Raw genomic sequence first — 25,962 nt, forward strand, 5'->3', positions numbered from 1 at the left:
TCTTTCACCTAAATAACATCTTTTTTCATGATTTCTCTTAAAACTGCTGTTGCATAAGAACCCTTATCTATGGAAAATTCACATAACACTCCATCATCGGTTGGAGTCGCTTTACCATCCCATACTCTAAAACGCATCTGACGCCTTAACCCATGACTTCCCAAACGAGGCATTTTTGGAACTTCAAAGTCCTGTTTTGTAATGCCATATTTCTTCAATACAGTTTCTTCCATCACTCCAACTTCACCGTCGGCAAATGGAACTTTTGTACCGAACAGAGGACATGTCGGATTTGCTTTGAAGTCGGCAATTAAATCTTGAAACTCTTCAGGAGTTTTGTCACGAACAATATGTTCTTCATTGTCAATGATAATATCTCCCTCAACATATTTATCAATACCCATTGCTACGCGGTTACTGACAGCCTCGTTAAAAAGATAAGACTGATATGCATGGACAAACATTCTCTGAAGCGGCTTTGGAAGTGCATGAAGTGCATTCATGTAGGATTTGTCAGTGAGTTCGCCTTTTTTCGAATCCCTTATCAATTCCTTAATCATCATCTTCTCATAGCGCATTCCTTTACCCATAAGATTAAGTGATTCCTCAAGATTTCCTTCATCAAATGCTTTTCTAGCCATCTGATTGTCTTCACCTTCATCATCCTGAGGATTTCCAATGTATGTATTAACCGCCTTTTCAAGGTCATTTTCAACCAAGGCCCTGCCTACAAGATGAGTGATTGTTCTTGGCTTTCCAAAACGTTGCCATCCGAAGTAATTTGGAACACCTGTTGTTTCCAACTGTGAGAGGACTTCATTTGCAATGTCTGCACTTTCCTCGACATCATCCAAATCCCTAATTAGAATCTTGAATTTGTTTCCTTTTAATTGACCCATTCTGAGCTTTTTGCGACCACGAACAACCTTTAAAAAATCAGTTTTATAAATGTCAAGGTTTTCAACCTGCCTGAATTGCTCTTCAGAATCCATATTGGCAATGCAAATCCATTGGCGGGTGATAGCTTTCTTGTCTTTCATTCCCGCAAAGCCCATTCTTTTTCTTGAAACGTGCAAATCACGGGCAATGTCCAAAACGACATCCAAAGTTGTTCTTCCCAACTTTTCTATCCATACATAGACGTTAGGCCCTTCGCCATCTGGAATGACTTCAGGAATTTCTTCAACATAAAAATCTTCATATTGGTTTCTAATGGTTCCACCAATACCTTTTTGGCTAGTAACATAAGTATTAGCATTTAACATAATAATCACGGAAAATAATCATGCCCTGGCCGGGATTTGAACCCGGGGAATGGGATCCGCAGTCCCATGTGTTATCCAAACTACACCACCAGGGCAAAACAAAATAAGATAACATATAAATATAAGATTTTAATAGTATTTAATCATTACCATACATACAGCGTATATGAATAATCACCGTAAGACCTTGTTGCAACTGAAACCTTATCTGCATTGTTGAAATTTCCAGATGACGCCAGCACCTTACCTTTAAGTTTATTGTTTTCACAAAACTTATAATTCGTTAATTTATAACCGTCCAGTTTGTTTTGACAAATATCAGAAATTTCCCGTATTGATTTTTTTGAATTTCTATTATCTTTTAAAATGATTGAAATTTCACCCAAAAATGATTGGTCTGTAAAATTCACTTTTTTTGAAAGCAGTTCCATGATGTCCTGACTAGTTCGGATATCTTTTGATTCATATGAGTAATCCGGACTTGGGATTGAAATTATAGAATTTACCACCAAAACAGCAATCAAAAGAACTGCAATTGCAAGTATTGACTCAATTAGATAAAAACTTCCTTTCTGATCTTTCATAAATGAGAATTGTGGATTAAATTAAATAAAAAATTTGGAAGTGTGAAAGTGCGATTTTACACATTTTCACATACATGAGTCATGTTAAACTGAAAAAGAACAATTAGAAAAATAGAAGTTATAAAACAGTTATAGGCCCAATTTATGAAATAAAAAAAAGAGAGAAGAATTTTCTCTTAAATTCAATTTCCTAAAATATGCTTTATAACCTTGTCTTTTTTGGCGATAGCTGCATCTGAAGCTTTTTGAACTTTTTCTTTCATTTCTTCAAAGTCTTCAGGAGTTGTTTCACCAACCAGTTTTTTGATTTTGGTATATGCCGCTTCCCTGAACAATGGAACCAATTTCTCTTCGGTTGAATCCTCTTTAATTAAAATTGGTTCACCGGAGTTATTTACCTCTCCAATTTCAGAAATATCTACATCATATTTAGCCACGGCTTTTTTAATGTCCCCTACAATTTCTGGAGGTGCAATAAGCATCAGTGAATCTGTTGAAACTCCCAATGGATCGATGTTTAGGGTTTCAAGCATGTTCAATACATTAGGTGCAACCATCTTCCTAATTTCTGATTCATAAAATTCCAATCCGACACCGGTTGTATTTGATATTTCATGAGCGTCGCCTCTAAGACCTCCGTTTGTAACGTCAGTCATTGCATGGATGTCTTTTACAAGGTCTGCTTCAAACAATGCATGTGATGCCTGAACAAAATTGACGTTCATTGTATCCCATACAACATCGAAAAATCCGTTGTAGAGCGCTGTTGTTGTGATTGTTCCGCCGCCGGAACCTTCAGTCAAAAGGATAATGTCGCCTTCGGTTGCTCCTTTTCTTGCGGTTGGAGGGTATGCTGATACTCCAACACTTCCAACTGCTGAAACGAATCTGTCACCTAAAACCATGTCTCCACCGACACGAAGAGTACTTCCTGCAACAATTGGAACGTCAACAAGTTCTGATACAGCAGCAACTCCTGCTGTAAAGTCAAATATCTTAGCAACATCCCCATCGTCTGCAAGATGGACATCGCTTAATATTGCAACCGGATCTGCTCCCATTACACAAACGTCACGAAGTGTTGCTCTTGTAACATGAAATCCTCCTAAAAACGGATATTCGCTTAAACGTGAGTGTATACCGTCAACGGCAGTGGTGATATAAACTTCATCATTTTTAACCGGAGCTTTTACAACTCCACCGTCATCCTGTTCTGACGGATTGACAAGTGAAGCGGTGTTTGTGGATGATACGATTTCAGCGATTTTTCTGTGGACAAAAAAGTCTCCTGCTCCACGGGATCCTACACCCATCTCACCCATGAGTACATCCGCCTTATTTACACTTGCAATTTCCTTTAAGAACTCATCATCACTTTCGTTTAATTTTAATGTGGTTTGAACTTCATCAATGACCGCTTTGGCCATTTCAACAGAGTTTTCCTCAGAGATGTTTTTATACTCCCTGATTCTTACGGCCAAAATGTCAGCCAAATCATCATAATCAACATCATCAATTCTTTTTCTAACAAATCCTTCAATATCCATAGTTACTTCTCCAAGTTAGTGAAATTCTTTAAAATTTTTAATCCTGCTTTAGCGCTTTTTTCCGGATGAAATTGTGTAGAAAACAAATTATTTTCGCTTAAACTAGCTACAACTTCCATTCCATAATCACAGGTTCCTGCAATTATATCTTCATCATCTGCAATTACATGATAAGAATGAACAAAATAAAAATACTCTCCGTCAATGCCTTCGAGAATAGGTGAGTTGTTGCAAACTTTCAGCCTGTTCCATCCCATATGAGGAATCTTTACACCCTCCGGCAGTCTTTCAACACGGCCGTCAAACAATCCAAGTCCTTTTACGCCAGGAGATTCTTCGCTTTCACCCATCAACACTTGCTGACCTAAACAAATTCCCAAAAATGGCTTATCGTCAGTGACATGTTCATTTATAACATCCTCAAATGGCTTTAAGTTTTCCATCGCACTTCCAAATGCTCCAACACCAGGCAATACCAAATAATCGCTGTTGGCAATGATTTCCTTATCATCGGTTATTTGATAGTCCGCACCGATTTTTCTAAAACCGTTTGAAATGCTTTTTAGATTTCCGCTTTTATAATCAATAATTGTTATCATTCGTTCAACCACCCAATAGTTGCCCTGATCATCTCACCAAAGTCTGAAAATACTATTTCATCGGTTCCCAATGTTTTTGAGTGGGCATCAAGTTCTGCAACGACGTGGGAAAAGCCCAATTCCCTCAAAGGTTCAACCAGACGTGGCCCATCAGTTACTGCAACTGACTCCATATCAAATTCCTCAATCGGAAATGCATGAGGTACACCAAATACTACCATCAAGTCCAAACCCATATCTTTCAAGTATTCGGCAGCCTTTTTACCTGTAATCGGATATTCGTCAAGTCCTCCTGTAATGAAATCCGGTTCAATACCTAATTGATCCTTAATGTTAACCGCATGCTGTCTGATTCTTGGAAGTCCAATATTTTCATCAAGATTTGCAACAAAAATCGGCTTGTTTTCAGGATTTATTTCAGCATAGTCGAAATTGATGATGTCAGCAAACAGATATGATGTTTCCTTTTTAACGTTTAAGACAAAGGCAACTTTTTTATTATCTTTTAAAGCCTGAACAACAGTTTTGGCAACTTTTTCCTTGGAATCACCGAAATTAGGCTTTATGTATTTGCCCTGAGCCATACCTCTAGTCTTTTCAACTTCGGTTGCCTTTTCAAGCATTTCAATTTGCCTGTCAGCTTCCTCCTGTGGAATTACACCGGCTTCAACTGCGGCATCCAAAGCCATTATTGCACCAACGGTGTTATCGCCCTCACCGGAACCCCCATGAGATTCAACAGGGATTACAGTGCATGGCAAATCTGCAGTTGCTATGGCATCCTTTAAATCTTCACCAATAATCATACTGGCACATGTTCCTGCAATTCCGATAAGTTCCGGTTCAAACAAATCATAAGCTTCAACTAATGTATCTACTAGCTTTTCACCAGCTCCCAATATAAAATCATTTTCAGACATTCCTGTAGTCACAACACGAACCCCATCACCTTCTAAAAGCCTGGCTGTTCTAAAACAACACCCGGTAGGGCCATGCATTACAATAACATCGACATTCATATCCCTTAATGTATAAAGAGTAGCTGCAATCGGACTTGGTCTTGGATGTATAATTTTTATCAACTCTCAAAATTTTTATAATAAATAATTATTTTAAATTCTTAATTTATATAATTATACAATTAAGCAATTGGGAGTAGTATTATGAAACTTGACAAAAAAATCCTAGAGGAAAAAATCAGAGAATACAGAAAATTCAAAAGCTGTTCAGAATCAACACTGATGGGACTTTGCGAAACTGCCGAATACCCTATAAGCCAGGACCAAATGGTAAAATTAGGATGCGGATTTGCAGGTGGAATCGGCGGAACATTTGATGAGGGAACCTGCGGTGCAGTAACCGGAGCAATAATAGCAAACGGTCTGGTTGTAGACGACCCGGCAAAAATCAAAGCAAATGCCAAAGAAATATTTAATTCTTTTAAAGAAGAATACGGAAGCGTTTGCTGCGGTACCATAACCAACAACGGAGAGGACAAGTCCCCATGCGTTGACTGCTGTGTATTCATTGCAAACAAAGTTGCGGATTTGTGGGATGAATAATGTTAACATCCCCGTTAACTCTTTTTTTACATCCCATATTTACTCAAACTGATAAAAATCTTTTAAATTTTTTTATAAGTAACCTACCATATCCTCCATACTTACATTTCTGGAATGTAATGGAGAAGGCTTTGATTTTTCTGAAGGATATCCTATAGGGAGCAATGCTACTGAAACAAGATTATCCGGCAAGCCAAATAAATCATCCAAAACCCTTTTGTCATATCCTCTTACCCAAACTGATCCGATTCCCCAATCATATGCCTCCAGCATCATCTGTGTTGTAGCGATTGTTGCATCGTCAAGCCCCGCATCATGCCCATCAACAGTTTTCCAAGATACATTTTTGTCATGACAAATTAATAGGACAATAGGTGCATTAAAACAATATGGAGTAAATGATCTGACCTTTTCAAGTCCTTCTTTACTTTTAATCACGAAAATACGTTGTGGCTAAAAATTATTTCCGCTAGGTGCAACCTGGGCGGCTTTCAATATCTTTTCCAGTTTTTCATCTTCAATTTGCTTGTCACTATATTTCCTAACTGAATATCTTTCACTTGCAAGCTGTAAAAAGTCTTTCATTATATCGCCTAAATTTATTTAATGTAATATAATATAGTCATGAAATTAATAAGAAGTTTGGTTTTAACGTTGAAATTTGTAAAGAAGAATTTTCATTAAAATATATCTAAAATAACAATTTTTTAAAAAAAATGCTGAAAATTTATAAAATAATAAAAAAATAATTATAATCATGACTGATTTTTTTAAAATTGAAGGGCAGAATGAAGATGTGCCTTTCTATAACGGCATCCCAGAAATATCCAAATTAAGCTGGATTGTACTGGTAATCGGTTTGATACTATATCTGATAACCTCCAGATACATAATCAATTCAATAAGCGAACTGCAGTTTTCACTACTTTCAACAGCTGTTATTTTAATCCCCATATTGTATGTAACTAAAGGAAAAATAACATTATTTTTTAAGGGATTGTCATATAAGGATATTGTTCCCATAATTGGATTTGCCCTGGCAGGGCTGATTTATTCATACATAATCGCAATTATCTTAAGCGGAAATCTTCATGCCGGAATAGCTCCCGGAGGATATACAAACATTAATGAACTGATTATTCTGGCAGTTCAGCTGATAGGGGAAGAACTCTTTAAAATTATAATGCTCGTTTTATTCATGGCAGCAATATACAAATTTTCCAAAAACCGTAAACTGTCCATTATACTTGCAGGCTTACAGACATTGATTATATTTGGACTCTGCCATGAAACCGGAATAGAAACACTTCACAAAGTGTTGCTTGTTCAGGGTTTCGGTTCAGTTTTTAATTTGATTCTCTATATACAGACCAAAAATGTTACTGCAACCTATGCAAGCCATTTTATCTACGATCTGCTTCCGGATATGATTGCATTGATGCATTTCTAAAAAAAATATTAACCATCCATTTCCGGCTTTAGCTTTCTGATTGTGTATTTTGCATAGATAAAGTTCAGAATGGATGCAAGAATTCTTCCAACCGCAAGACCTACCCAAATACCAAGCAGACCCCAATTGAAGACCATTCCAAACAGATATGTGAAACTGACGGTGAATATTAGCTCCCTTATAATTGTCCATGCGAGACTTGTTGTTCCACGGCCAATTCCCTGGTACATGAAGCTTGACGGCATACCAATACCCACCAGAAGCAATCCAAAGCATGCAATCTGTAAAAATCTTGTGATTTCGGGAATTAAAACTGAAGTTTCAGGAGTATATGCAAAAATCAGTGCCAATTGTGGGGCAAATACTACAAGTATAAACAAAATAACCATTGAAACTGCCATCGCAAATTTTGTACCATATGAATGGGTTCTTCTAAGATAATCCCAGTTTCGAGCACCGAATGCACTTCCGCTGACGGCTGCAACAGCACTGCCTATAGCTGTCAGAGGCATGATTCCAAACAGATATAATCTTTGACCTGATGTGAATGCTGCAATACCATATTCTCCGCCGACAGATGAAATGAACATCAGATAAAAACTCATTGCAATTGACATCATGAACATATCCAGTGAAGACGGAATACCCACTTTTAGAATATCCTTTACGATGTTTGAATCAAATTTAAAACCTTTGAATGTGACATGTACATATGTATCCTTTTTGATTAAAATCCAGTACATGATTACCAGTGCAGAACCTATGGAGCTGACAATTGTTGCAAGAGCCGCACCGGCAGAACCTAAATTCAGCACATAGATAAAAACAGGGTCCAAAACAAAGTTCAGGATTACAGATACAATTATCGCATACATCGCCCGTTTCATGTCTCCTTCCCCACGAAGAATACCGCTTCCACCATTGGCAAACATGAATCCGAATAAACCTAAAAATAAAGGAGTTCCATATTTTATCCCTTCAACCAATGACTGTCCACTGGCCCCATATGTCTTAAGCAGAGGCTCCTGAATGACAATTAAAATGAAAGTCAACAATATTGATGCTGCTAAAAATATCAAAAGAGAATGTGTTGCGGATTTACTGGCCCTTTCATGATCTTTAGCCCCAACGGCACGGCTGATACTGCTGGTTGCACCATTTCCGAGACCGATACTGAAACCGTTCAAAATCATGAAAATCGGCGTTACAAAACCGATTCCGGCAATAGCTGCCTGACCCAGTCCTGCAATCCATACCCCGTCAACAATGTTATATGATGCTGTTAAAAGCATTGATATCATTATTGGAATAGTCAGTTTTCTGACGGCTATTTCCGGTTCCCCTCTCATCAACTCAACATTTTTATTAGCCATATTAATCATACAAAAAATAGTTTATAAATTATATTTAGATAATGGATTTAATAATGTTTTTCATATTGTCCAATTAACAATGAGCAAAATAACCAAAAGAATTACGTTTAAAATTGTAAATACCAACAGATATCTGGATTTAAATTGATTGTGCTCACGAACAAGAATATTATAGGAAATCAGGTTGGCCATAGATGCAATAAGACTTCCAAAACCTCCAATATTGATTCCGACAATTATTGCTTCATAATTAGTGCTGAATCCACTGAGAAGCATTGCTGCTGGAACATTTGAAATGAACTGGGATGAAATTACAGCGCACAAAACCTCATTGCCGACAATCAAATTCCTCAGTGCAGAATTAATGAATGGAATATTTTCCAAATTGCCTATCAATATGAAAAGAGCTATGAAAGTCAAAAGAAGATAGTAATCGACACCTAGAAAAACCCTTTTTAAGAAATTTCTCCTGTCAACTTCGAGTTTACCCATATCCGGCAAAACAATATCCCTTTTTGGAATGAAAAATGATACAATCATTAAAAATAATACCGATACAAGGATATAAGGCAAAAGCAACAGGAAAAATGATTCAAATGAAACATTAGACACAGTATACATTACAATATTATGCGGTGCACCGATTGGAAGAACCATACATCCAACATTAGCTGCAATTGTCTCCAATGAAACAGCCCATATTGCCAAATCAAGCCTATCAACTTTTTTTAAGGCAAGTAAAGTGAATGGAACAAATATAATTAATGAAACATCATTTGTAATGAATATTGAACTAATAAAAACGGTGAAAACCAAAAACAATACAAGCCGGCGAGTATTTTTAACCTTACCCAATAATTTTCGAACCAAACGCTCAAAAATAGCGAGATTTTTAAGAATCTCAACAACAATCATTATAATTAAAAGTAAAAATATTGTCTGCCAATTAATGTAATTCAGATAATTAATGCTTGGCTTTACAAAAAAACAGGAAATGATAGCCAATATTAAGGATATAGAAAAAACAGTTTCATTTCTAAAAAAATTTATCAGTCTATCCATAATATCGCTTTTTGGTTTGAACTAATCCGCATCCTCATCCAAGGTTTCCAGCAAAAAACTTACCGGCCTAAAACCGTCATTGCAGGAAATCATTGCGGATTTTTTATTTTTCATCCAGCCGTCATAAAAATCACTTGCGCCATTTGCCAAAGCCATTACGAACGGTGAAAGGCTTTCCCATGCACTATCGCAGAAATTATCAGGTATTTTCCATCCGTTTGCAATGAAAACTTGACCCTCTTCAACATCACATTCATGCTCCAAAGGATTTTCATATTTCTCAATCAAATCGTCATGTCTGACTTTGCGAATCACTGTGATTTTAACCTTTTTCATGTTATCACCCTAAAACATCCAAATCACTTTTTTCATATTTGTTATGTCCTTTGATGGATTTTTTATAATTCCAGCACTTAATGGCATCATCAAGAGATTTGTCATCATTGTCCTCAAAGAAATCCCTGATATACTGATTATACTGGAATTGCTTGCTAATTTTTGTCTTTTCCTTTGAGTTTTGAATTTCATAATATGCTTCAATCGCATCACTGTAGGTCTTTTCTGGATTTGCCTTCAGCCACTTTTGAAACCTTACATTAAACTTAAAACTATTTCCGATATGCTGTTTGAAAAATTCACGCTTGTCCTCACTGCATTTGAAATTACTTCCCAATTTTGAGTCCAAATCAAATTCCGCAGAAGTTTCATGAACCTGTCTTTTAACGGATTTTTCAACCAATTCCTCTCCAGTGGTAAGGTAATGGACAATTCTATTTTCCAAATCCTGTTTGCTTCCGCTGATTTTCAAGCCTTCAGCTCGACAGAAATCCTTAAGTTCCTCTTTTAAAAAATAGTAATCCTTAAATTCCTCAGCGGTTAAATCTTTTGTTAGTTTCATTTCTCTATAAAAAAAAGATAGAGGTTTTTAACCTCTTGTTATAATACTTATGATATCGCCGTCTTTAAGCTCATAATCACTTGCTATGCGCATTTTTGACCTTGCATCAACGGCATGCATGAAATTGTCCCCAATGTCCGTGTGGACAAGATATGCCAATTCACGTGGATTTGAACCTCTTTTAAGCAAAATTCCGTCAGGCAAAACATTTCCTTTCTGGTCAGTGTATTTGTTTTCATCCTGAACAGGATAGACCACAATATTGTCCAAAAGATCAAAAATACCATAATTTAATGCGTCCTGAACTCCCGTACTTCCGTATTTGTCCAAAATATTGGTTTGGATATATTCAAGAGCCTTGATTTGGTTAGCGTTCAATTTATCCTTTTCAAGAATTTCAAATGAACTGTCACCCGGAAGATAGCTAATCAAACCTGCTTCTGCCGCCCTTACAAGTGCAATTTCAGATTCGGCAGAAGTTGGAATTACATTCGGATATTTTTCCTTGATTCTTTTGATATTCTCTTCGGAAGTCGGCAAATCGGCCTTGTTTGCAATAATCATCATCGGCTTTGCAATATGAAGGATATTTCTTGTAAGCTCAATCAGGTCTTCCTCTTCCCATTTGTTGTAATCAGGCTCGATATTTCTTTTAGCCTCAATGATATCTTCAATGGCAATTCCGGTTCCTGAAAGCTGGTCAAACAATACCTTTGAAATATCCAGGTGTTCAGCACCGACCTTTCTTATGAGCCTTACCCAATTTTTGGAGAGAATTCCATACATCCACATCACGATTTCATTTTCGAGAAATTCCAAATCATCTAAAGGGTCATGACTTCCGGCATCGACCGGATTTCCTTCAAGATCAGTTGAACCTGAAGCATCAATAACATTGATAAATACTTTGGCCTGCATTAATTCATCTAAAAACTTATTACCTAATCCTTTTCCTTCATGAGCACCAGGAACCAATCCTGCAACATCTATTAATTCGATTGGAAGCAGTCTTTTTCCGTCTTTACAGATTGAATTGTGAGGATTGCATGTAACTCCTAATTCCTTACATGGACAATCTTTAATAACATGTGCAACAGCCTTATTTGCATCAATTGTTGTAAATGGATAATTGGCCATTTCTACAGCAGATGCAGTAGCTGAATTAAAAAAGGATGATTTTCCTACATTTGGTTTTCCACAAACTGCAATTTGAAGCATGATAATCACTTAATAATTAATAACATCTAAATGTTTGTTCTTAAAATTATAAATAGTTTCAGAAATGATATAATAAATGTATGAAAGATGAAAAAATAGAAACTCCACAAGCCATGAAAATCCGCCAGGGAATTCAGGATGCAATGACATATTCACTTCCTGACAAAAAGTTCAGCGAGAAAAACATAGACCTTGTAGAAATTGACATTGAGCTGGACAATCTCGGCTGGAACTTTCACAATTACAGGATTTTAAATTTAACTGATATTCATTTGGGCCAGTGGGTCAATCCGGAATATCTTGATGCTCTTGTGGATTATGTCAATACCTTAAATTACGATTTGATTACACTTACCGGAGATTATGTTTCATATGTTCTTTCAGATTATGATGTGGTACTGAAAGACTGCTTTTCAAAATTAAAAGCTCAAGACGGAAAATTTGGAGTTTTTGGAAATCATGACCACTGGATGAGTTCAAAAATAATGAGCGACATCTTTGAAAAGTCAGGGATTACAAATCTGAATAATGACGTTCATATTATTGAAAAAAACGGAGAATATATGAATTTATGCGGTGTAGACAGCTGTACCGTATGTGCTGACAATCTAGATATCGTTCTGGAAAAATTAAAGGAAGATACACCAAGCATATTGCTCGCCCATGAACCGGATTTTGCAAAAGAATCTTCAAAAACCGGAAAATTCGACCTTCAGATTTCCGGTCACTCTCATGGAGGCCAGTTCATCATACCCGGATTTAAAACAACACCATTTAGAGGGCCGAACTCAACAAAATACCCTGTAGGACTTTACAAGGTTGAAAACATGATCCAATACACAAGTAAAGGCCTTGGAACAAATTCCTTCAGATTAAGGATTAATTGCAAACCGGAAATTACAATCATAACATTAAAATCCAGTGAAAAAAGACAAATACCGATAGAATGATTAAAAACAGAGTGATTTCATATCTAAAAACTATAATAAATTCATTATTGCTCATATTAGCAGCCCTTGCCGCTATCTACTTTACCGACTATATTAGTACTGATTTTACTGTCGGGGTCTGGTACAATGCAATCATCATCGTTATTGCAACATACATTGCAAATTCCCTACTGTGGCCAATTTTCAGAAGATTTTTAATGAAGTTTTTCATTTTTACATTCGGATCTGGAGGGCTTTTTATCAGTTGTCTGATATTTTACATCGCAACATATTTTATTCCAGGAGTATATGTCGGTGCCTACGGATTCTTCCAAGTCCCGATACTTTCAGCAATATTCATTACCCTTATGACAAATATTACCCGGACAAGCTACTTCGACCGTTACGTCAAATCCATTTTGAAATATGCCATAAAGAGAAAAACAGATTATAAAAAGAAATATCCTGGTGTAATCATGCTTGAAATTGATGGCCTGTCAATAACCACATTGAAAAAAGCCATTGATAAAGGTAAAATGCCTACACTCAAAAAATGGATGGATGAGAAAACACACACCTTAAAGGAATGGGAAACCGATTTGTCCTCACAGACAGGATCAAGCCAGGCAGGAATATTGCATGGAAACAACAGAGACATTGTTGCATACAGATGGGTTGAAAAGGAAAATAACAATCAGATAATAGTGTCAGGAAAACTTAGTGATGCACCAAAAATCGAGGAAAAAATCAGTGACGGAAACGGTCTGCTTGTAAACGGAATAAGCATCTCCAATATGTTTTCAGGAGACAGCAAACTTTCGGCATTGACATCATCAAAAGTTGAAAGAATGACAAACGTGTACACAAAATCCCTAAATTCCGTATTTCTTGAATCATTTAATTTCCAGAGAATCTTCATTTTGTTTTTATGGGACATCATTCTAGAGTTCAAATCACAGATTATGCACTATTTAAAAAATGTTCAGCCTCGAACAAGAAGAACAATCGTTTATGCGGCCGTAAGAGCAGGGGCTAATGTTGTGTTAAGAGAAGCGACAACAGAAGTCCTGTCAGCTGAAATCCTTACAGCAGACATTGATACCGCATATGCGACATACATGGGATATGATGAAATTGCCCACCACTCAGGCGTTGAAGATAATGATGTGTGGGGAACTTTAAAACAAATAGATTTGCAGTTTTCAAGATTGAAATCAACAATAGAAATGAGCGACAGAGACTACGAAATTGTAATTCTATCAGACCATGGCCAAAGTAAGGGTGCGACATTCAAACAAAGATATGGGATAACTCTAGAGGAATATGTTAGAAGGTTGCTTCCAGAGGATTTGACAGTATTTGAAACCAGATACAACATAGACCACTTCAGAGATGCGGTCATCCCTGAAAACAAACAGATAAAAAATTTCAAAGAACGTTTGGGAAATATTCATGACGATTTGTTTGATGAAAACGGATCCCTGCAAAATATTAGGGAAGGAATTGAAAACAGAAAACCGGCAATTATTTTTGAAAACGAACAGTACAAGAACCTTCAAAAAAGATATAATAATAGCCTAGATTACATTAAAGGCCATGAAAGTGTTGAACACGGTACTAAAAAAGCAAAGGACTCTGAATTAATAGTTTTGGGCTCTGGTAATTTAGGATTAATATACTTAACCCAATGGAAACAACGATTGACCTATGAGGAAATAGTCATGCTCTTTCCGGACCTGATTCCTGGACTTGTAAAGCATCACGGCATCGGATTTGTCCTTGTAAACTCAATGAATGATGGTGGAATGGCAATAGGTGATGAAGGAATCTATTACTTGGATACCGATAAAATTGTTGGGAAAAATCCTCTTGAAGACTTTGGAAAAAATGCAGCAAAACATCTTAAAAGACAAAATAGCTTCAAAAATATGCCAGATATCATGGTAAACAGCATTTATGATGAAAAGTATGATGAAGTATGCGCATTTGAAGAGCTGATTGGAAATCATGGAGGGCTTGGAGGAAACCAGACAAAACCGTTTATACTCTATCCAAGCAAATGGAGTGAGCCAGGAGAACTTGTTGGTGCAGAATCAATCTACAGATTCCTAAAAAAAGAGATAGAAAATTTAAATTCTTGAAAGCCAATAATCTAAAATTTCTTCCACATTCTCGTCAAAACTAATAGTTTTTTCTTTATTTTCAGGAATCGCCTGAGGATAATCCAAATTCAATCTGATTAATGTTGCATCATCATTGTTGTAGGTCATCTGTTCGAATGGATATCTTATGATTCCTGGAGTATTGAACCCGACTCCAATTTCCAAAAATACGAACTTATCATCAATATTGTGTAAAAAATCATAATATCTGTCATTCATCTCATGCCATTTATTGTCTTCAACGAAAAAGTTGTCTTTTCTTAAATTCAAATCCATCTCTTCACCGCAAACCGGACATTTCGGAACCAAATCTGTCGGAATTTTGAAGTTTTCAGTTTCATCCATCCACTCGCTGACCAACTCTTCGTTATAGTACAGTTTATCGTGACATGCCTTGCTGCACTGGAGAAGAGAATAATCTCCCTGTGTTGCAAATATTCTTTCATCTTCAAATCCGTTAATCCAGAACTGGGACTCGACATTAGTAGTTAGGACAAAATACTCCTTGTTTTCAACTAATTTCAAAAGTTTCTGGTAAACATCGGTTTTTCCCACATCATATCTGTTTGCAAAAATATGTCGGGCCCAATATGCCCATTTTTCCTCGGAAGTCTCAAAGGGATAAAATCCGGATGAATACATGTCAGTAAAACCATATTCATCTATGAAATCCTTAAAATATCTAACAAAACGTTCACCACCATAGTCGATTCCTGCTGCAGTAGACAATCCCGCGCCTGCACCGATTATGATATATTTTGCCTCATCAATGGCTTTTTTAGCCTTATCCAACCTTTGTACAAAACGTTCCATTAATCATCACCAAATAATAATTCTTTATAAGTCAAATAGCTTTTATCAGAAAATACGTCAAAAATTACAGCATCGAGACTTGTTTCGTGAGAATCCAAGTATTTTTCCACAGTATTGATTGCAATTCCGGCAGCCAGTTTTTCCGGGAAATTGAATACTCCAGTTGAAATACCGCAAAATGCCAATGATTTCAATCCATATTCATTTGCAATTTCCAGACATGAATTATAGCAGCTAGCCAATGCATCGCAATCCTTTTTTGAAGGATTCATACCTTGAGGAATTGCAGGTCCGACAGTATGAATCACATATTTGGAAGGCAAATTATATGCACCTGTAATCTTTGCAGCGCCAACCTCTTCATCTCTGTTCTGCTCCTTCATTATCCTATCACATTCCTCTCTAAGCTGTAATCCTGCTGAAGAGTGAATTACATTGTCGATGCAATTATGAAGAGGGATAAAACAACCCAACAATTTGGAATTGGCCGCATTGACTATTGCATCAACTTTTAAAGTGACAATATCCCCTTGCCATAGCCTTATTTTACCTATGGCTTCTGTAATATCTTCAACAGTAGTTAAATTCTTTTTTAATGTTTCCTGTGTTAAGAAATTATCCTGAACATCCAAAAATTCTTGAGACAACTTTCCAGGAGTTCTTATATTCATCAGTGCACGAAGCAGATTTCGTTTTTCATAATATTCTGTTGGAATTTCTATAGATTCATTTCTTTCTGAAATCAAATAATCAATCAAAAAATCCAATTGCTGTTGCGTATTTATTTTTATCACCTACAATTTAATTTATTTTTAAAATTTAAATGATTTTTGTAACTTTAAGGAAACCAGGTAACTGAAAAGTAACTAATATATAATAATTTAATCTAGTAATTAATATGGAAGGTGAAAACATAGTCTGTCCCGTTGATAGAACTTTAAATCTGATCAATAAAAAGTGGAATATTCAAATCATCAGGGACCTATTTTTTGGAAAGAAACATTTTAAAGATTTTAAGGAATCAAATCCGAATCTAAGCAATAAAGTACTGTCAAACTGCTTAAAGGAACTGGAAGAGAATGGAATCATTGAAAAACAAGTGTTAAATACCACACCCATAAGTACCGAGTATCAGCTGACAGAATACGGAAGATCAATGAACCGAATCATATACGAATTGGCTATGTTTACATTGAATGATGAAAAAAGTGAAGTTTACTCTGATGAGACACGAAACGCGTTGAAAGAAAATTTTAAGCAAACATTGAAGATTGATGATTAAAATGACTGGTAAAATTTATATTATTGGAATTGGTCCGGGGGCCAGCGAATACCTCACTAAAAAAGCGATTGATACAGTTAAATCCAGTGATTACACTGTTGGAAGTACACGCGCCATTGAACTGTTTGATGATGTTCAAAATAAAATAGCATTTAATGTTAAAGATTTATTAGACAAGCTGGAAGAGGGAGTTCAGCTGGCATGTGATGGAAGTACAGTTTCAATATTATCTACCGGAGACCCTGGTTTTTCAGGCGTTTTAAATACTGTTTTAAGAATTTCCGGTGAAAAAGGATTTGATAAAGAATATATTGAAGTGATTCCAGGAATAAGTTCTCTCCAGCTTGCTGCTGCAAAATGCCACATTCAATGGGATAATGCAAATGTAATGACTTTTCATGGACGGGAAAACATAGAAGACATTTTACCTGTCATAAACAATGGAAAAACAACCATTGCACTCCCTTCAAGAAAAGTGAAGGACATGGCACAGTTCCTGCTTGACAATGGTGTTGAGCCTGACAGGAAAGTTGTGGTCTGCGAACGTCTAAGTTACCCTGATGAAAAAATTGTAGAGGCCACTTTAAAAGATATTGCCCAGAGCGAATTTACCTATATGTGCATTATGGTCATATATTAAGATAATTTACTCTCTAAATTCATTTTTAAAAGCATTTATGATTTGATTTTAAAAATAAAGCATATATAAGTTAGTACTCATACTTTAATTGTTGATTTTGGAAAATTGACAATTAAGGTAGATACTATGAATATAAAAATAAACACCATATGTTTCATTTTCCTGTTATTTTTTTTAATTTCTGCCGTGTCAGCAGCACAAAATGAAAATGAAACCCTAGAAACAATTTTACAACCTGATCCCAGTGAGGATTTATGTAAAGTCAGCGTGGAAAGTGATGTCGAAAAACTCAGAACAGAAAATAATCCAGAAAAATTAAGTGCAACACAGAAAGCAACAAAGAAAAAAATCACAATGAACGCCCCAAACGTGAAAATGTACTATAAGGACGGAAGCAAGTTTACGGTGACATTGAAATATCAAAAAATGCTAATCGGCAATGCAAAGGTGAAGATAAACATTGACGGCAATACCTACACAAAGACAACAGACAAAAAGGGAACAGCGTCGATAAATCTAAATTTAAAGAGTGGAACATATACCGTTTTAAGCACATGTGACGGAAACAGCGAGTTTGCAAGCGTGAGTGCAAAAAGTACTGTGACGATAAAAAGCACAGTGAAATGTAGCGATTACTCAAAATACTATAAAAATACCGGCAAATACACTGCAACATTTTATGACAAAAAGGGAAAGGTTCTGAAAAATACGGCAATCAAATTTAAGATTAACAGCAAAACATATACCGTTAAAACCGATTCCAAGGGCGTTGCAAAACTGGCCATAGATTTAAAGCCAAATAAGTACACCATTTCCGTTACAAACTCAAAAACATCTGAAAGCATATCAAAAACCGTTACAATCAAGTCTCTGATTGTGACAAACGATTTGACCTTCAAAGAGGGTAAAAAAGGAAAATTCAATGTCAAGATTTTAAACAGCAACGGAAAAGTTGAAGCAAACAAGAAAGTGACAATAAAGGTCAACGGAAAGACATACTCAAAAATAACAAACAAAAACGGAATTGCTACACTTGAATTGAGCCTGAATCCGGGATCATATTCAATCACTACACAGTATTCAGGCCTCAAGTCTACAAACATGGTTACTGTTACCAAAATCATTAAACCCTCCTCATTCACCCATACTCTGCTGATTCCAAGCTACGTAAATGTGACAACAACACAAGTGTATGATAACTCAGTTTATACAGTGAAAAGCGGATTTAACGGAATTATAAAAATGCCGAAAAATGAAATATTCACTATCCAAGTTGGCGACAGCAGTTATCAGTTTTCAAACATCCCTATGAGCGGAGTATATTCAAAAGTAATAGGATATTATTATCATCTCATTCCCTTTGACGGAAGTGAAGTCAAAAGCAGTACCGATAAAAGCAATTTGAAGGGAAACGGAATAGTGATTTCAAGGGTTAACGGATTTACTCAAATCGATTATCAAAGCAGCACAAGCGACAATGTTGAACTATTTGGATTTTATGCAGACAAAGGCCTGGGAAGCAGTGAAACATTCACATATATGCAAAATGATAAAATAACGGCTAAAGTCAATGTAGAAACCCAAAGCTTTGATGAATTGGGACTACAATACAGCATTGCGAAATTTTACCAGAAAAGCATCTATGACTTCAACTACAAAAGCTATGATGAGATAACAAACCACAACACCGCACTGATAAAATTTGTCAATACAAACACGCCGGTATCTTTTTCATACTTCGGAAAATCAATTGTTGGAGACATACCTCAAGAAAACATCATAACCAGATTCAGCGTGAATGGTGTTGAAGAGCTTGAAAAAAGAGAATCAATAACCTACGGCTTTTCAGAAAAATACAGAAAAACCGTCGGATTTGAAGTGCTTCAGTCATACAGCATAGTTACAGAGAAAATTAACCGGGAAACTTTAGAACACTGGATTAATTACAATAATCTTTATTTGAATAGATTTGGAGTGATGAACGCATACGGCATGCATCTGGCTTCACTTGAAACAATATGGCTAGCCGATAAGACCGCAGATGAATACTCCAAAAAGTTCAATGTGACCTGGTCAAGGACAAGACCTACAACAATACTCGGCGGAATCAATTTGGAAGACACTTATCTGAACGTTTTAAATGCGGATATGGGAATGGACGTTGAGGGTAAAGAAAATGATGCCGTTGAATTCAGATTAATCAATTCGTTACAACTGCCAAATATTGAAGAATACTGCCTGGATGATATTTCAGCCAGATTCCTTGATCTTACTACAAATTCTCAAGACAACATATTCTTTGCCATAAACAACAACAAGTTCAGTATCGCACAATTAGGTGAGATGATGTACCTGTTTGCTGAAGACGGAAGTAATTCAGCGATTGTCCTCAATACTACAAATGGAGTGGCCAGCGTAATCCATTCACATGATGATGCAACCTACAAGGGAGCATCAGTATCCACCGTTTGCGACTGCTGCAGCATCGGAATGATTCCAACAGACATCATTTCCGGAATCAGACAAACATTTAACATTTTTGCACCTGTAGAATCCTTTGTTTCCAGTGCACTTGAAAAAATTCACCCGTTAAGCAAAATCGCATATAAGATTTTGACAAATGCAGGAACAAAAATTCTTACAGGAGCTGCAAAAGCGGGACTTAAGCTTCTTGGAATGACTGTTTTCATCCAACAGCTTGGTTCAGACTATAGGGAAGATTCAGTTGATCCCAAAGACTGGTATGATTTAATGGACACCGCCACATTTACAAGACCCGGATATCTGCAGGGCAAGAAAATCTATAATATCCCAAACGGAAAGGACGGCTACGATTATGTTGAAGTAAAAATAAATAAAGATTTAAGTTTAGACAGAAATAATGTAGTATATATAAGTCATGGAAAAACAAGGAACTTGACAAAACAAGAAACTTACGAATATTTCACAGACGAATACTGGACACCGATAAACGTTCCAACCAAATATTGGGACGAAAGCTGGAGAGTGGTTACATAATGAACAGAAATCAACTGATATCTATAGTTCTGTTATGCCTAATGTTTTTAGTATTGGCATTTACAATTCCCTCAGGAGGAATTGATATATTGGAGATATTCTTCCTAATCATTGGAATTCTAATCCTTTTAGGAATATTAATCCGATTCCTATTTCCGGAAAACAGCATTGCCAAAATATTTGACAGCCAGTCAACCCTAATGAAAATTATCTTAATTGTGTTTGTAGTAATTGCATTATATGGCCTGATTACACTGGAAAATCTAAAAATAATCGGAGCAGTAATATTTCTAATAATAGTGTTTTTATTTGCCGAATGGTTTTTTAAAAAAGAAGAATAGTTAAAAGTTAAAATAATAATTTATTTTAACTTATTTTATTTTTTTATAATTGAATAGCTTGTTGAGTTACTTCATCGTTGTCTTTACCTTCATACAGGATGTGAGCCAAGTTCAATAACTTTTCTTGACCTTTAACTTCATCTTTGAATAAAGGCACTTCAGCTATGTGTTGATTTGGGAATTTCTGGTCGATTAAAGCCAGACGTTTTTGCTGCAATTTGTGTCTGGAATGACAGAAATCGCAATCGCAAATGTCAGGCATGACCTGATTTACAATAACGCTGTCTACAGTTATGTCATATTTACCCAAAGCTTCCAGAGCCCTTTCTGATTCATAGATAGACATCTCTTCAGGAATTACGACCATCTTGAATGTGGTTCTATCAGGATCGGATAAAACTGCTTTTGCCTTGTCAATTTGTTCTTTTGTTCTTTTTAAGTCTTCGGAAGTTTGAGGGTCATCAACAGCGTCCATGAACGGCATGATTTTTTTAAGCGCATTGGTTGCAGTTCCCAATTTTGCCTTTGCCATCATCAGTTTACCTACCCATGAATCCATTACTTCAGGGAAGGACAATAATCTTAATGTGTGTCCGGTCGGTGCGGTATCGAATACAACAACATCATATTCATCAGAATTCATTACAGCCATAAACATCTCAAATGCAGCTGCCTCATCAGCTCCAGGAGATGAAGATGCCATGTCCAGCTGATCAGTTAAAAAATCCATACCCAACAATCCACCGTCGTCGGAAGGGTTTGCAGCCTTTTGTGCTTCAAGTTGTGCCTGTTTTTGAGCCATAGCTTCATCAGGGTCTATTTCAACAGCAAACAAGTTGGTTTTGATTTCACGAGGATAACTTCCGATTGGCACTTCTAATGAGTCTGCCAAAGAATGAGCAGGGTCAGTTGATACGATTAAAGTTTTTTTACCCTGTTCTGCCAGCCACAATGCAGTAGCTGATGAAACTGATGTTTTTCCTACTCCTCCTTTTCCACCTACGAAAATGAATGTTGTTTTATCTTTATTGAATTTGAAATAATCTTTAAATGCCAAGTAATTTACCTCCTTAAATAAACTTACTTTTAGGGTGTACTCGAATTTTCGTGTACTTACCACTCTTTTTTCATGAAATTTTTCCACTCATGAATGTAAAAGTATATGATTTTAATTAATCTTACTTTTGGTTACTAAATGATATTTAATGTTTTATAGTATATAAAGTTAGTTATTACAGTTAGATTCAAGTCTTTGATTTAAGATTTATTATGCAGAAGCCGTCTCATATGATATATTCATAAATTAATAATATTTAAATACTAAATTAAATATAACTATTATAAAATTATTAGGAGGTGTTAATCATGGGGCTTGAAGATTCTGAATTAGATTTAAATTGTATGGAAGTCGATTCTAGAATCAAAGCTCTATGATTAATGCAAACTACTTTTTCTAGATAAAATAATATTTAACATGTTTTTTATTTTTATTAGCTCGGCTTTCATACTTTAAACAAATTTTTTGGAGTTGACGTATGACAAGACGAAACAAAATGATTACAAAAATAAAGAAATTACTGTATGAAACAGAAAAGATAAGAAACATTGGAATTTGTGCCCATATTGACCATGGCAAAACAACATTGTCAGATAATTTAATGGCTGGCGCTGGATTAATATCTTCTGATTTAGCAGGAGATAAACTAATAATGGACGGTAAAAGTGATGAACAAGAACGTGGAATCACTATCGATGCAGCCAACGCCACAATGATTCAAAATTATCATGGCGAGGAATATTTAATTAATTTAATTGACACTCCAGGGCATGTGGATTTTGGTGGAGATGTAACACGCGCAATGAGAGCTGTTGATGGAGCAGTTGTTGTTGTATGTGCTGTTGATGGCATTAAGCCACAGACTGAAACTGTTTTAAGGCAAGCGTTAAAAGAAAATGTGAAACCCGTTTTATTTATTAATAAAGTAGACCGGTTAATAAATGAGTTAAAATTAGATTCTGACGAGTTGCAAAAGAGATTTATGAAAATATTTATGGATATAAATAAGCTGATAAACAGTTTAACTCCAGAAAACCATGACTGGTCATTGGATTTTTCAAATGGTAGTGTTGCATTTGGTTCAGCATATCAAAATTGGGCAATTAATGTTCCTACAATGAAAGAAACAGGAATAAATTTTAATGATATTATCAGATATTGCCAAAATAATAATACTCATGAATTAGCCTCCAAATTACCATTATATAAGGTATTGCTAAATATGGTTGTAGAACATTTGCCTTCTCCAGATGTTGCACAACAATATAGGGTTCCTACAATCTGGAATGGAAATATTGATTCAGTTGAAGGAAAAACTATGATTAGCACATCATCTGAAGGTCCACCTGCAGCTATGATAACAAATGTATCTATAGATAGACATTCAGGTGTTATTTCAACTTGTAGAATATATGGTGGCACATTACATGGTGGAGATGAAGTTTATCTTGTTGGATCCAAACAAAAAGCACGAATACAGCAAATAGGAATATTTTTAGGTGCTGAAACCATTGATACTGGAAAAGTACCAGTTGGAAACATTGCATATTTAACGGGCATCAAAGATGCAACTGCCGGTGAAACATTATGTTCTGCTGAAAATAAAATTGAAGAATTTGAACCAATTGACCATATCTCAGAACCTGTTGTTACAATAGCTATTGAAGCTAAAAATACTAAAGATTTACCAAAATTAATTGAAGTTTTAAGGCAATTTGGTAAAGAAGACCCGACAGTTAAAATTGACATTAATGAAACAACTGGTGAACAATTAATTTCCGGCATGGGAGAACTTCATCTAGAAGTAATTGCAAACAGAATACAAAATGATAAAAATTTAGAAATCAAAACATCGGAACCTATTGTTGTTTATAGGGAAAGCATATTAAACAATGCAGGCCCTGTTGAAGGAAAATCTCCGAATAAACACAACAGATTTTATCTTGTTGTTGAACCTTTAAATCATAATGTTTTAAATGCAATTAATTCAGGTGAGTTAAAAGAAGGCAGAATCAAATCTAAAGAAATCTCAAAAAAGTTCATTGATTTAGGCATGGGCAAAGAAGAATCCAAACGTGTTTGGGACATTCATAATAAATCCATGTTTTTAAATATGACCAGAGGCATTCAATATTTAGATGAAGTAAAAGAGTTATTGCTTGACGGATTTGAATCTGCACTTAAAGAAGGTCCACTTGCTTCCGAAGAAGTTATGGGGTTAAAATTCAAATTAGTTGATGCTAAACTTCATGAAGATGCAGTTCACAGAGGCCCTGCACAAGTGCTGCCTGCTATTAAAAAAGCAATTTACGGTTCGATGATGCTTGCTAAACCATGTTTAGCCGAACCTATTCAAAAAGTATTTATTTCAGCACCAATTGAGCATATTGGTGATTGTACTCGTGAAATTCAAAATAGGAGAGGCATGATGGTCAATCAAGAAATTATTGGTGATGTAAGTGAAATGGAATTTGAAGTTCCAGTAGCTGAAATGTTCGGATTCGCTGGAGATATTAGATCAGCAACAGGAGGTAAAAGTCTTTTTTCAACTGAAACAAAAGGATTTAAAATATTGCCTTCTAATTTGCAAGACAATATTGTAAAACAAATTCGCCTAAGAAAAGAAATATCAGAAAATCCTAACTCTCCAGAACATTATTTAGAATAAAAGTATTTACTTTTATTCTATTTTTTTATTAATAAACTGGTATTAGTTTTGTTTAGAAAATTTCAATCAATAATATACATAGTTTTTTCAAAAAAAAATATGCGAACAAAATAAAGAAAACTAATATACTATAATTAATAGTTTTCAAACGCTCTCTAAACCTTTATTAATATACTAAAATATAGTAATCATCAGGACTAATAAAAATCATTACCTACTTAGTATGATAAACACATAAAAATCAGCCAAAATTAATCCAAACTAACAGTAGGGCAATGAGATAAATTATATTATATGGAGGGTTTATTTTGATTAACGAAAATAACAGTATTAAATTATTTCAAAACAAAGAAATAAGAACTAAGTGGGATTCTGATATAGAAGAATATTATTTTTCAGTGATTGATGTTGTAGGAGTACTTAGTGAGAGTAAAAACCCTCGTAAATATTGGAGTGTGCTTAAAACCAGACTAAACAAGGAAGGTGTTGAATTGGCTACAATTTGTAGCCAGTTGAAACTACAAGCATCAGATGGTAAAATGCGTAAAACTGATGTTGCTACTGCCAAACAGTTATTACGTATCATACAATCAATACCTTCACCAAATGCAGAACCATTTAAACAATGGTTAGCACAATTAGGACAGGATAGGCTTGATGAAATAGCAGACCCCGAATTAGCTATCCAAAGAGCACGTGAAACCTATCGCAAAAAAGGTTACACAGACGAATGGATTAAACAACGTGAAAATAGCATTGACATAAGAAATGACCTAACTGATGAATGGCAACGAGTAGGCATTGAAAAAGGTAGAGAATATGCTATTTTAACTAATGAAATTACACGTGCTTGGTCTGGAATGACTACTGGAGAATATAAACAATATAAAGGTTTGCGTAAAGAGAATCTTCGTGACAATATGACTAATCTTGAATTGGTTTTAAATATGTTAGCTGAAGCAACCACTACTGAATTGAGTAAAAATGAAAATCCAAAGGATTTTGAAGAAAGTAAAGAAATAGCTAATCGTGGAGGGAATATTGCGGGAAATACTCGTCGTGAGATTGAAAGTAATCTTGGACATAGCATTGTAAGTAAGAAAAATTCTAAAAATCCAAAATTATTGGATGATAAATAACAACAATGAATGATAAAATTGAAGAAGTGAAATTAATATAAATAATTAAGTTTGATTAATATAAATAATATGGCGATTAAAAATGATTAATAAAAAATTAAAAGAATATTCAAAACAAGGAGGATACTAAAAAGTTTACTGATACCTATAATGAGTTGAAAAGCTTTTTTGAATCTAAAATTGATAAAGAAAAATATGGTTTAGACATTTACCTTCAAGGATCTTATGGCAATAATACAAATATTGAAGATGAAAGTGATGTGGATATTGTAATAGAAATGAATAAAGTTTATTATTATAATATTGATTCATTAACAACGATTGAACAAGAAAAATTCAATTCAGAACATCCTTC

The 25,962-nt window shown here is 35.3% G+C and carries 26 protein-coding genes and 1 tRNA gene; 11 read left to right on the forward strand and 16 right to left on the reverse strand.

Annotated features, from left to right (window positions below; translation table 11 throughout):
- Window positions 1-8 precede the first annotated feature (8 nt).
- The 6 genes from truD to cfbD form a co-directional block, all read right to left on the reverse strand.
- Window positions 9-1,265, reverse strand: a complete 1,257-nt coding sequence (gene truD, locus ACKI2P_RS09415) for a tRNA pseudouridine(13) synthase TruD (protein ID WP_407377152.1) — start codon at window positions 1,263-1,265, stop codon at window positions 9-11.
- Window positions 1,266-1,286: 21 nt separating this feature from the next.
- Window positions 1,287-1,360, reverse strand: a tRNA-Arg gene (locus ACKI2P_RS09420).
- A 51-nt stretch (window positions 1,361-1,411) separates the two neighbouring features.
- Window positions 1,412-1,849: a hypothetical protein gene (locus tag ACKI2P_RS09425; RefSeq protein ID WP_407377154.1), complete on the reverse strand. Its 438-nt coding sequence runs from the start codon at window positions 1,847-1,849 to the stop codon at window positions 1,412-1,414.
- Window positions 1,850-2,031: 182 nt separating this feature from the next.
- A complete protein-coding gene (locus ACKI2P_RS09430; protein WP_407377156.1) occupies window positions 2,032-3,396 on the reverse strand; it encodes an AIR synthase-related protein in 1,365 nt (454 codons plus the stop codon).
- 2 nt (window positions 3,397-3,398) lie between these two features.
- Window positions 3,399-3,995: an imidazole glycerol phosphate synthase subunit HisH gene (gene hisH, locus ACKI2P_RS09435; RefSeq protein ID WP_407377158.1), complete on the reverse strand. Its 597-nt coding sequence runs from the start codon at window positions 3,993-3,995 to the stop codon at window positions 3,399-3,401.
- The gene (gene cfbD, locus ACKI2P_RS09440) at window positions 3,992-5,065 is read right to left on the reverse strand and encodes a Ni-sirohydrochlorin a,c-diamide reductive cyclase catalytic subunit (RefSeq protein WP_407377190.1); all 1,074 of its coding nucleotides are present in this window, start codon (window positions 5,063-5,065) and stop codon (window positions 3,992-3,994) included. The genes hisH and cfbD overlap by 4 nt, the downstream gene beginning before the upstream one ends.
- 93 nt (window positions 5,066-5,158) lie before the next feature.
- Here cfbD and ACKI2P_RS09445 point away from each other — a divergent pair, with 93 nt between their 5' ends.
- Window positions 5,159-5,557, forward strand: coding sequence for a C-GCAxxG-C-C family protein (locus ACKI2P_RS09445; RefSeq protein WP_407377160.1), 399 nt, complete (start codon window positions 5,159-5,161; stop codon window positions 5,555-5,557).
- A gap of 72 nt (window positions 5,558-5,629) precedes the next feature.
- Here ACKI2P_RS09445 and ACKI2P_RS09450 read toward each other — a convergent pair whose 3' ends face one another.
- Together ACKI2P_RS09450 and ACKI2P_RS09455 are read right to left on the reverse strand one after the other, a co-directional pair.
- The gene (locus tag ACKI2P_RS09450; protein ID WP_407377162.1) at window positions 5,630-5,995 is read right to left on the reverse strand and encodes a nitroreductase family protein; all 366 of its coding nucleotides are present in this window, start codon (window positions 5,993-5,995) and stop codon (window positions 5,630-5,632) included.
- A gap of 15 nt (window positions 5,996-6,010) precedes the next feature.
- A complete protein-coding gene (locus ACKI2P_RS09455) occupies window positions 6,011-6,142 on the reverse strand; it encodes a nitroreductase family protein (RefSeq protein ID WP_407377164.1) in 132 nt (43 codons plus the stop codon).
- Window positions 6,143-6,314: 172 nt separating this feature from the next.
- On the opposite strand from ACKI2P_RS09455, the gene ACKI2P_RS09460 reads away from it, so the two are divergent.
- The gene (locus ACKI2P_RS09460) at window positions 6,315-7,007 is read left to right on the forward strand and encodes a hypothetical protein (protein ID WP_407377165.1); all 693 of its coding nucleotides are present in this window, start codon (window positions 6,315-6,317) and stop codon (window positions 7,005-7,007) included.
- 8 nt (window positions 7,008-7,015) lie between these two features.
- Here ACKI2P_RS09460 and ACKI2P_RS09465 read toward each other — a convergent pair whose 3' ends face one another.
- The 5 genes from ACKI2P_RS09465 to ACKI2P_RS09485 are packed head-to-tail and all read right to left on the reverse strand — an operon-like array spanning window position 7,016 to window position 11,558.
- Complete coding sequence (locus ACKI2P_RS09465) at window positions 7,016-8,380, reverse strand: MATE family efflux transporter (RefSeq protein ID WP_407377167.1); 1,365 nt, start codon at window positions 8,378-8,380, stop codon at window positions 7,016-7,018.
- A gap of 60 nt (window positions 8,381-8,440) precedes the next feature.
- On the reverse strand, window positions 8,441-9,442 hold the full coding sequence (locus ACKI2P_RS09470; protein WP_407377169.1) for an SLC13 family permease: 1,002 nt from the start codon (window positions 9,440-9,442) through the stop codon (window positions 8,441-8,443).
- A gap of 21 nt (window positions 9,443-9,463) precedes the next feature.
- Window positions 9,464-9,778, reverse strand: a complete 315-nt coding sequence (locus tag ACKI2P_RS09475; RefSeq protein ID WP_407377171.1) for a TIGR04076 family protein — start codon at window positions 9,776-9,778, stop codon at window positions 9,464-9,466.
- A gap of 4 nt (window positions 9,779-9,782) precedes the next feature.
- Window positions 9,783-10,340, reverse strand: coding sequence for a DUF6434 domain-containing protein (locus ACKI2P_RS09480; RefSeq protein ID WP_407377173.1), 558 nt, complete (start codon window positions 10,338-10,340; stop codon window positions 9,783-9,785).
- Between the two features lie 27 nt (window positions 10,341-10,367).
- Complete coding sequence (locus tag ACKI2P_RS09485) at window positions 10,368-11,558, reverse strand: redox-regulated ATPase YchF (protein ID WP_407377175.1); 1,191 nt, start codon at window positions 11,556-11,558, stop codon at window positions 10,368-10,370.
- A gap of 80 nt (window positions 11,559-11,638) precedes the next feature.
- On the opposite strand from ACKI2P_RS09485, the gene ACKI2P_RS09490 reads away from it, so the two are divergent.
- Window positions 11,639-12,508, forward strand: a complete 870-nt coding sequence (locus tag ACKI2P_RS09490; protein ID WP_407377176.1) for a metallophosphoesterase — start codon at window positions 11,639-11,641, stop codon at window positions 12,506-12,508.
- A complete protein-coding gene (locus tag ACKI2P_RS09495) occupies window positions 12,505-14,628 on the forward strand; it encodes an alkaline phosphatase family protein (RefSeq protein ID WP_407377177.1) in 2,124 nt (707 codons plus the stop codon). Before ACKI2P_RS09490 ends, ACKI2P_RS09495 begins: the two co-directional genes overlap by 4 nt.
- Here the strand turns inward: ACKI2P_RS09495 and ACKI2P_RS09500 are convergent.
- Both ACKI2P_RS09500 and ACKI2P_RS09505 read right to left on the reverse strand, forming a co-directional pair.
- Entirely contained in the window at window positions 14,617-15,462 is an 846-nt protein-coding gene (locus ACKI2P_RS09500) for an SIR2 family NAD-dependent protein deacylase (RefSeq protein ID WP_407377178.1), read from the reverse strand. The two genes, ACKI2P_RS09495 and ACKI2P_RS09500, sit on opposite strands and share 12 nt — an antisense overlap.
- A complete protein-coding gene (locus tag ACKI2P_RS09505; protein ID WP_407377179.1) occupies window positions 15,462-16,256 on the reverse strand; it encodes a protein-ADP-ribose hydrolase in 795 nt (264 codons plus the stop codon). The genes ACKI2P_RS09500 and ACKI2P_RS09505 overlap by 1 nt, the downstream gene beginning before the upstream one ends.
- Window positions 16,257-16,360: 104 nt before the next feature.
- Between ACKI2P_RS09505 and ACKI2P_RS09510 the strand changes: the two genes are divergently transcribed.
- The 4 genes from ACKI2P_RS09510 to ACKI2P_RS09525 all read left to right on the forward strand — a co-directional run bounded on the left by ACKI2P_RS09510 (window position 16,361) and on the right by ACKI2P_RS09525 (window position 20,743).
- Window positions 16,361-16,744: a winged helix-turn-helix transcriptional regulator gene (locus ACKI2P_RS09510; protein ID WP_407377180.1), complete on the forward strand. Its 384-nt coding sequence runs from the start codon at window positions 16,361-16,363 to the stop codon at window positions 16,742-16,744.
- Between the two features lies 1 nt (window position 16,745).
- Window positions 16,746-17,384, forward strand: a complete 639-nt coding sequence (locus ACKI2P_RS09515; RefSeq protein WP_407377181.1) for a cobalt-precorrin-7 (C(5))-methyltransferase — start codon at window positions 16,746-16,748, stop codon at window positions 17,382-17,384.
- Window positions 17,385-17,570: 186 nt separating this feature from the next.
- Window positions 17,571-20,402, forward strand: coding sequence for an Ig-like domain-containing protein (locus ACKI2P_RS09520; protein ID WP_407377182.1), 2,832 nt, complete (start codon window positions 17,571-17,573; stop codon window positions 20,400-20,402).
- On the forward strand, window positions 20,402-20,743 hold the full coding sequence (locus tag ACKI2P_RS09525; RefSeq protein WP_407377183.1) for a hypothetical protein: 342 nt from the start codon (window positions 20,402-20,404) through the stop codon (window positions 20,741-20,743). Before ACKI2P_RS09520 ends, ACKI2P_RS09525 begins: the two co-directional genes overlap by 1 nt.
- 43 nt (window positions 20,744-20,786) lie before the next feature.
- On the opposite strand, the gene ACKI2P_RS09530 is transcribed toward ACKI2P_RS09525, so the two are convergent.
- Window positions 20,787-21,800 carry an ArsA family ATPase gene (locus ACKI2P_RS09530; RefSeq protein WP_407377184.1) on the reverse strand — a complete coding sequence of 338 codons (1,014 nt, stop codon included), beginning with the start codon at window positions 21,798-21,800 and terminating at the stop codon, window positions 20,787-20,789.
- A gap of 478 nt (window positions 21,801-22,278) precedes the next feature.
- Here ACKI2P_RS09530 and ACKI2P_RS09535 point away from each other — a divergent pair, with 478 nt between their 5' ends.
- The 3 genes from ACKI2P_RS09535 to ACKI2P_RS09545 form a co-directional block, all read left to right on the forward strand.
- A complete protein-coding gene (locus ACKI2P_RS09535) occupies window positions 22,279-24,468 on the forward strand; it encodes an elongation factor EF-2 (RefSeq protein WP_407377185.1) in 2,190 nt (729 codons plus the stop codon).
- 308 nt (window positions 24,469-24,776) lie between these two features.
- Window positions 24,777-25,607: a Bro-N domain-containing protein gene (locus ACKI2P_RS09540; RefSeq protein WP_407377186.1), complete on the forward strand. Its 831-nt coding sequence runs from the start codon at window positions 24,777-24,779 to the stop codon at window positions 25,605-25,607.
- 155 nt (window positions 25,608-25,762) lie between these two features.
- A partial coding sequence (locus ACKI2P_RS09545; protein WP_407377187.1) for a nucleotidyltransferase domain-containing protein occupies window positions 25,763-25,962 on the forward strand: 200 nt, incomplete at its 3' end.

This window comes from Methanobrevibacter sp., assembly GCF_045541095.1.
Lineage (GTDB): Archaea > Methanobacteriota > Methanobacteria > Methanobacteriales > Methanobacteriaceae > Methanocatella.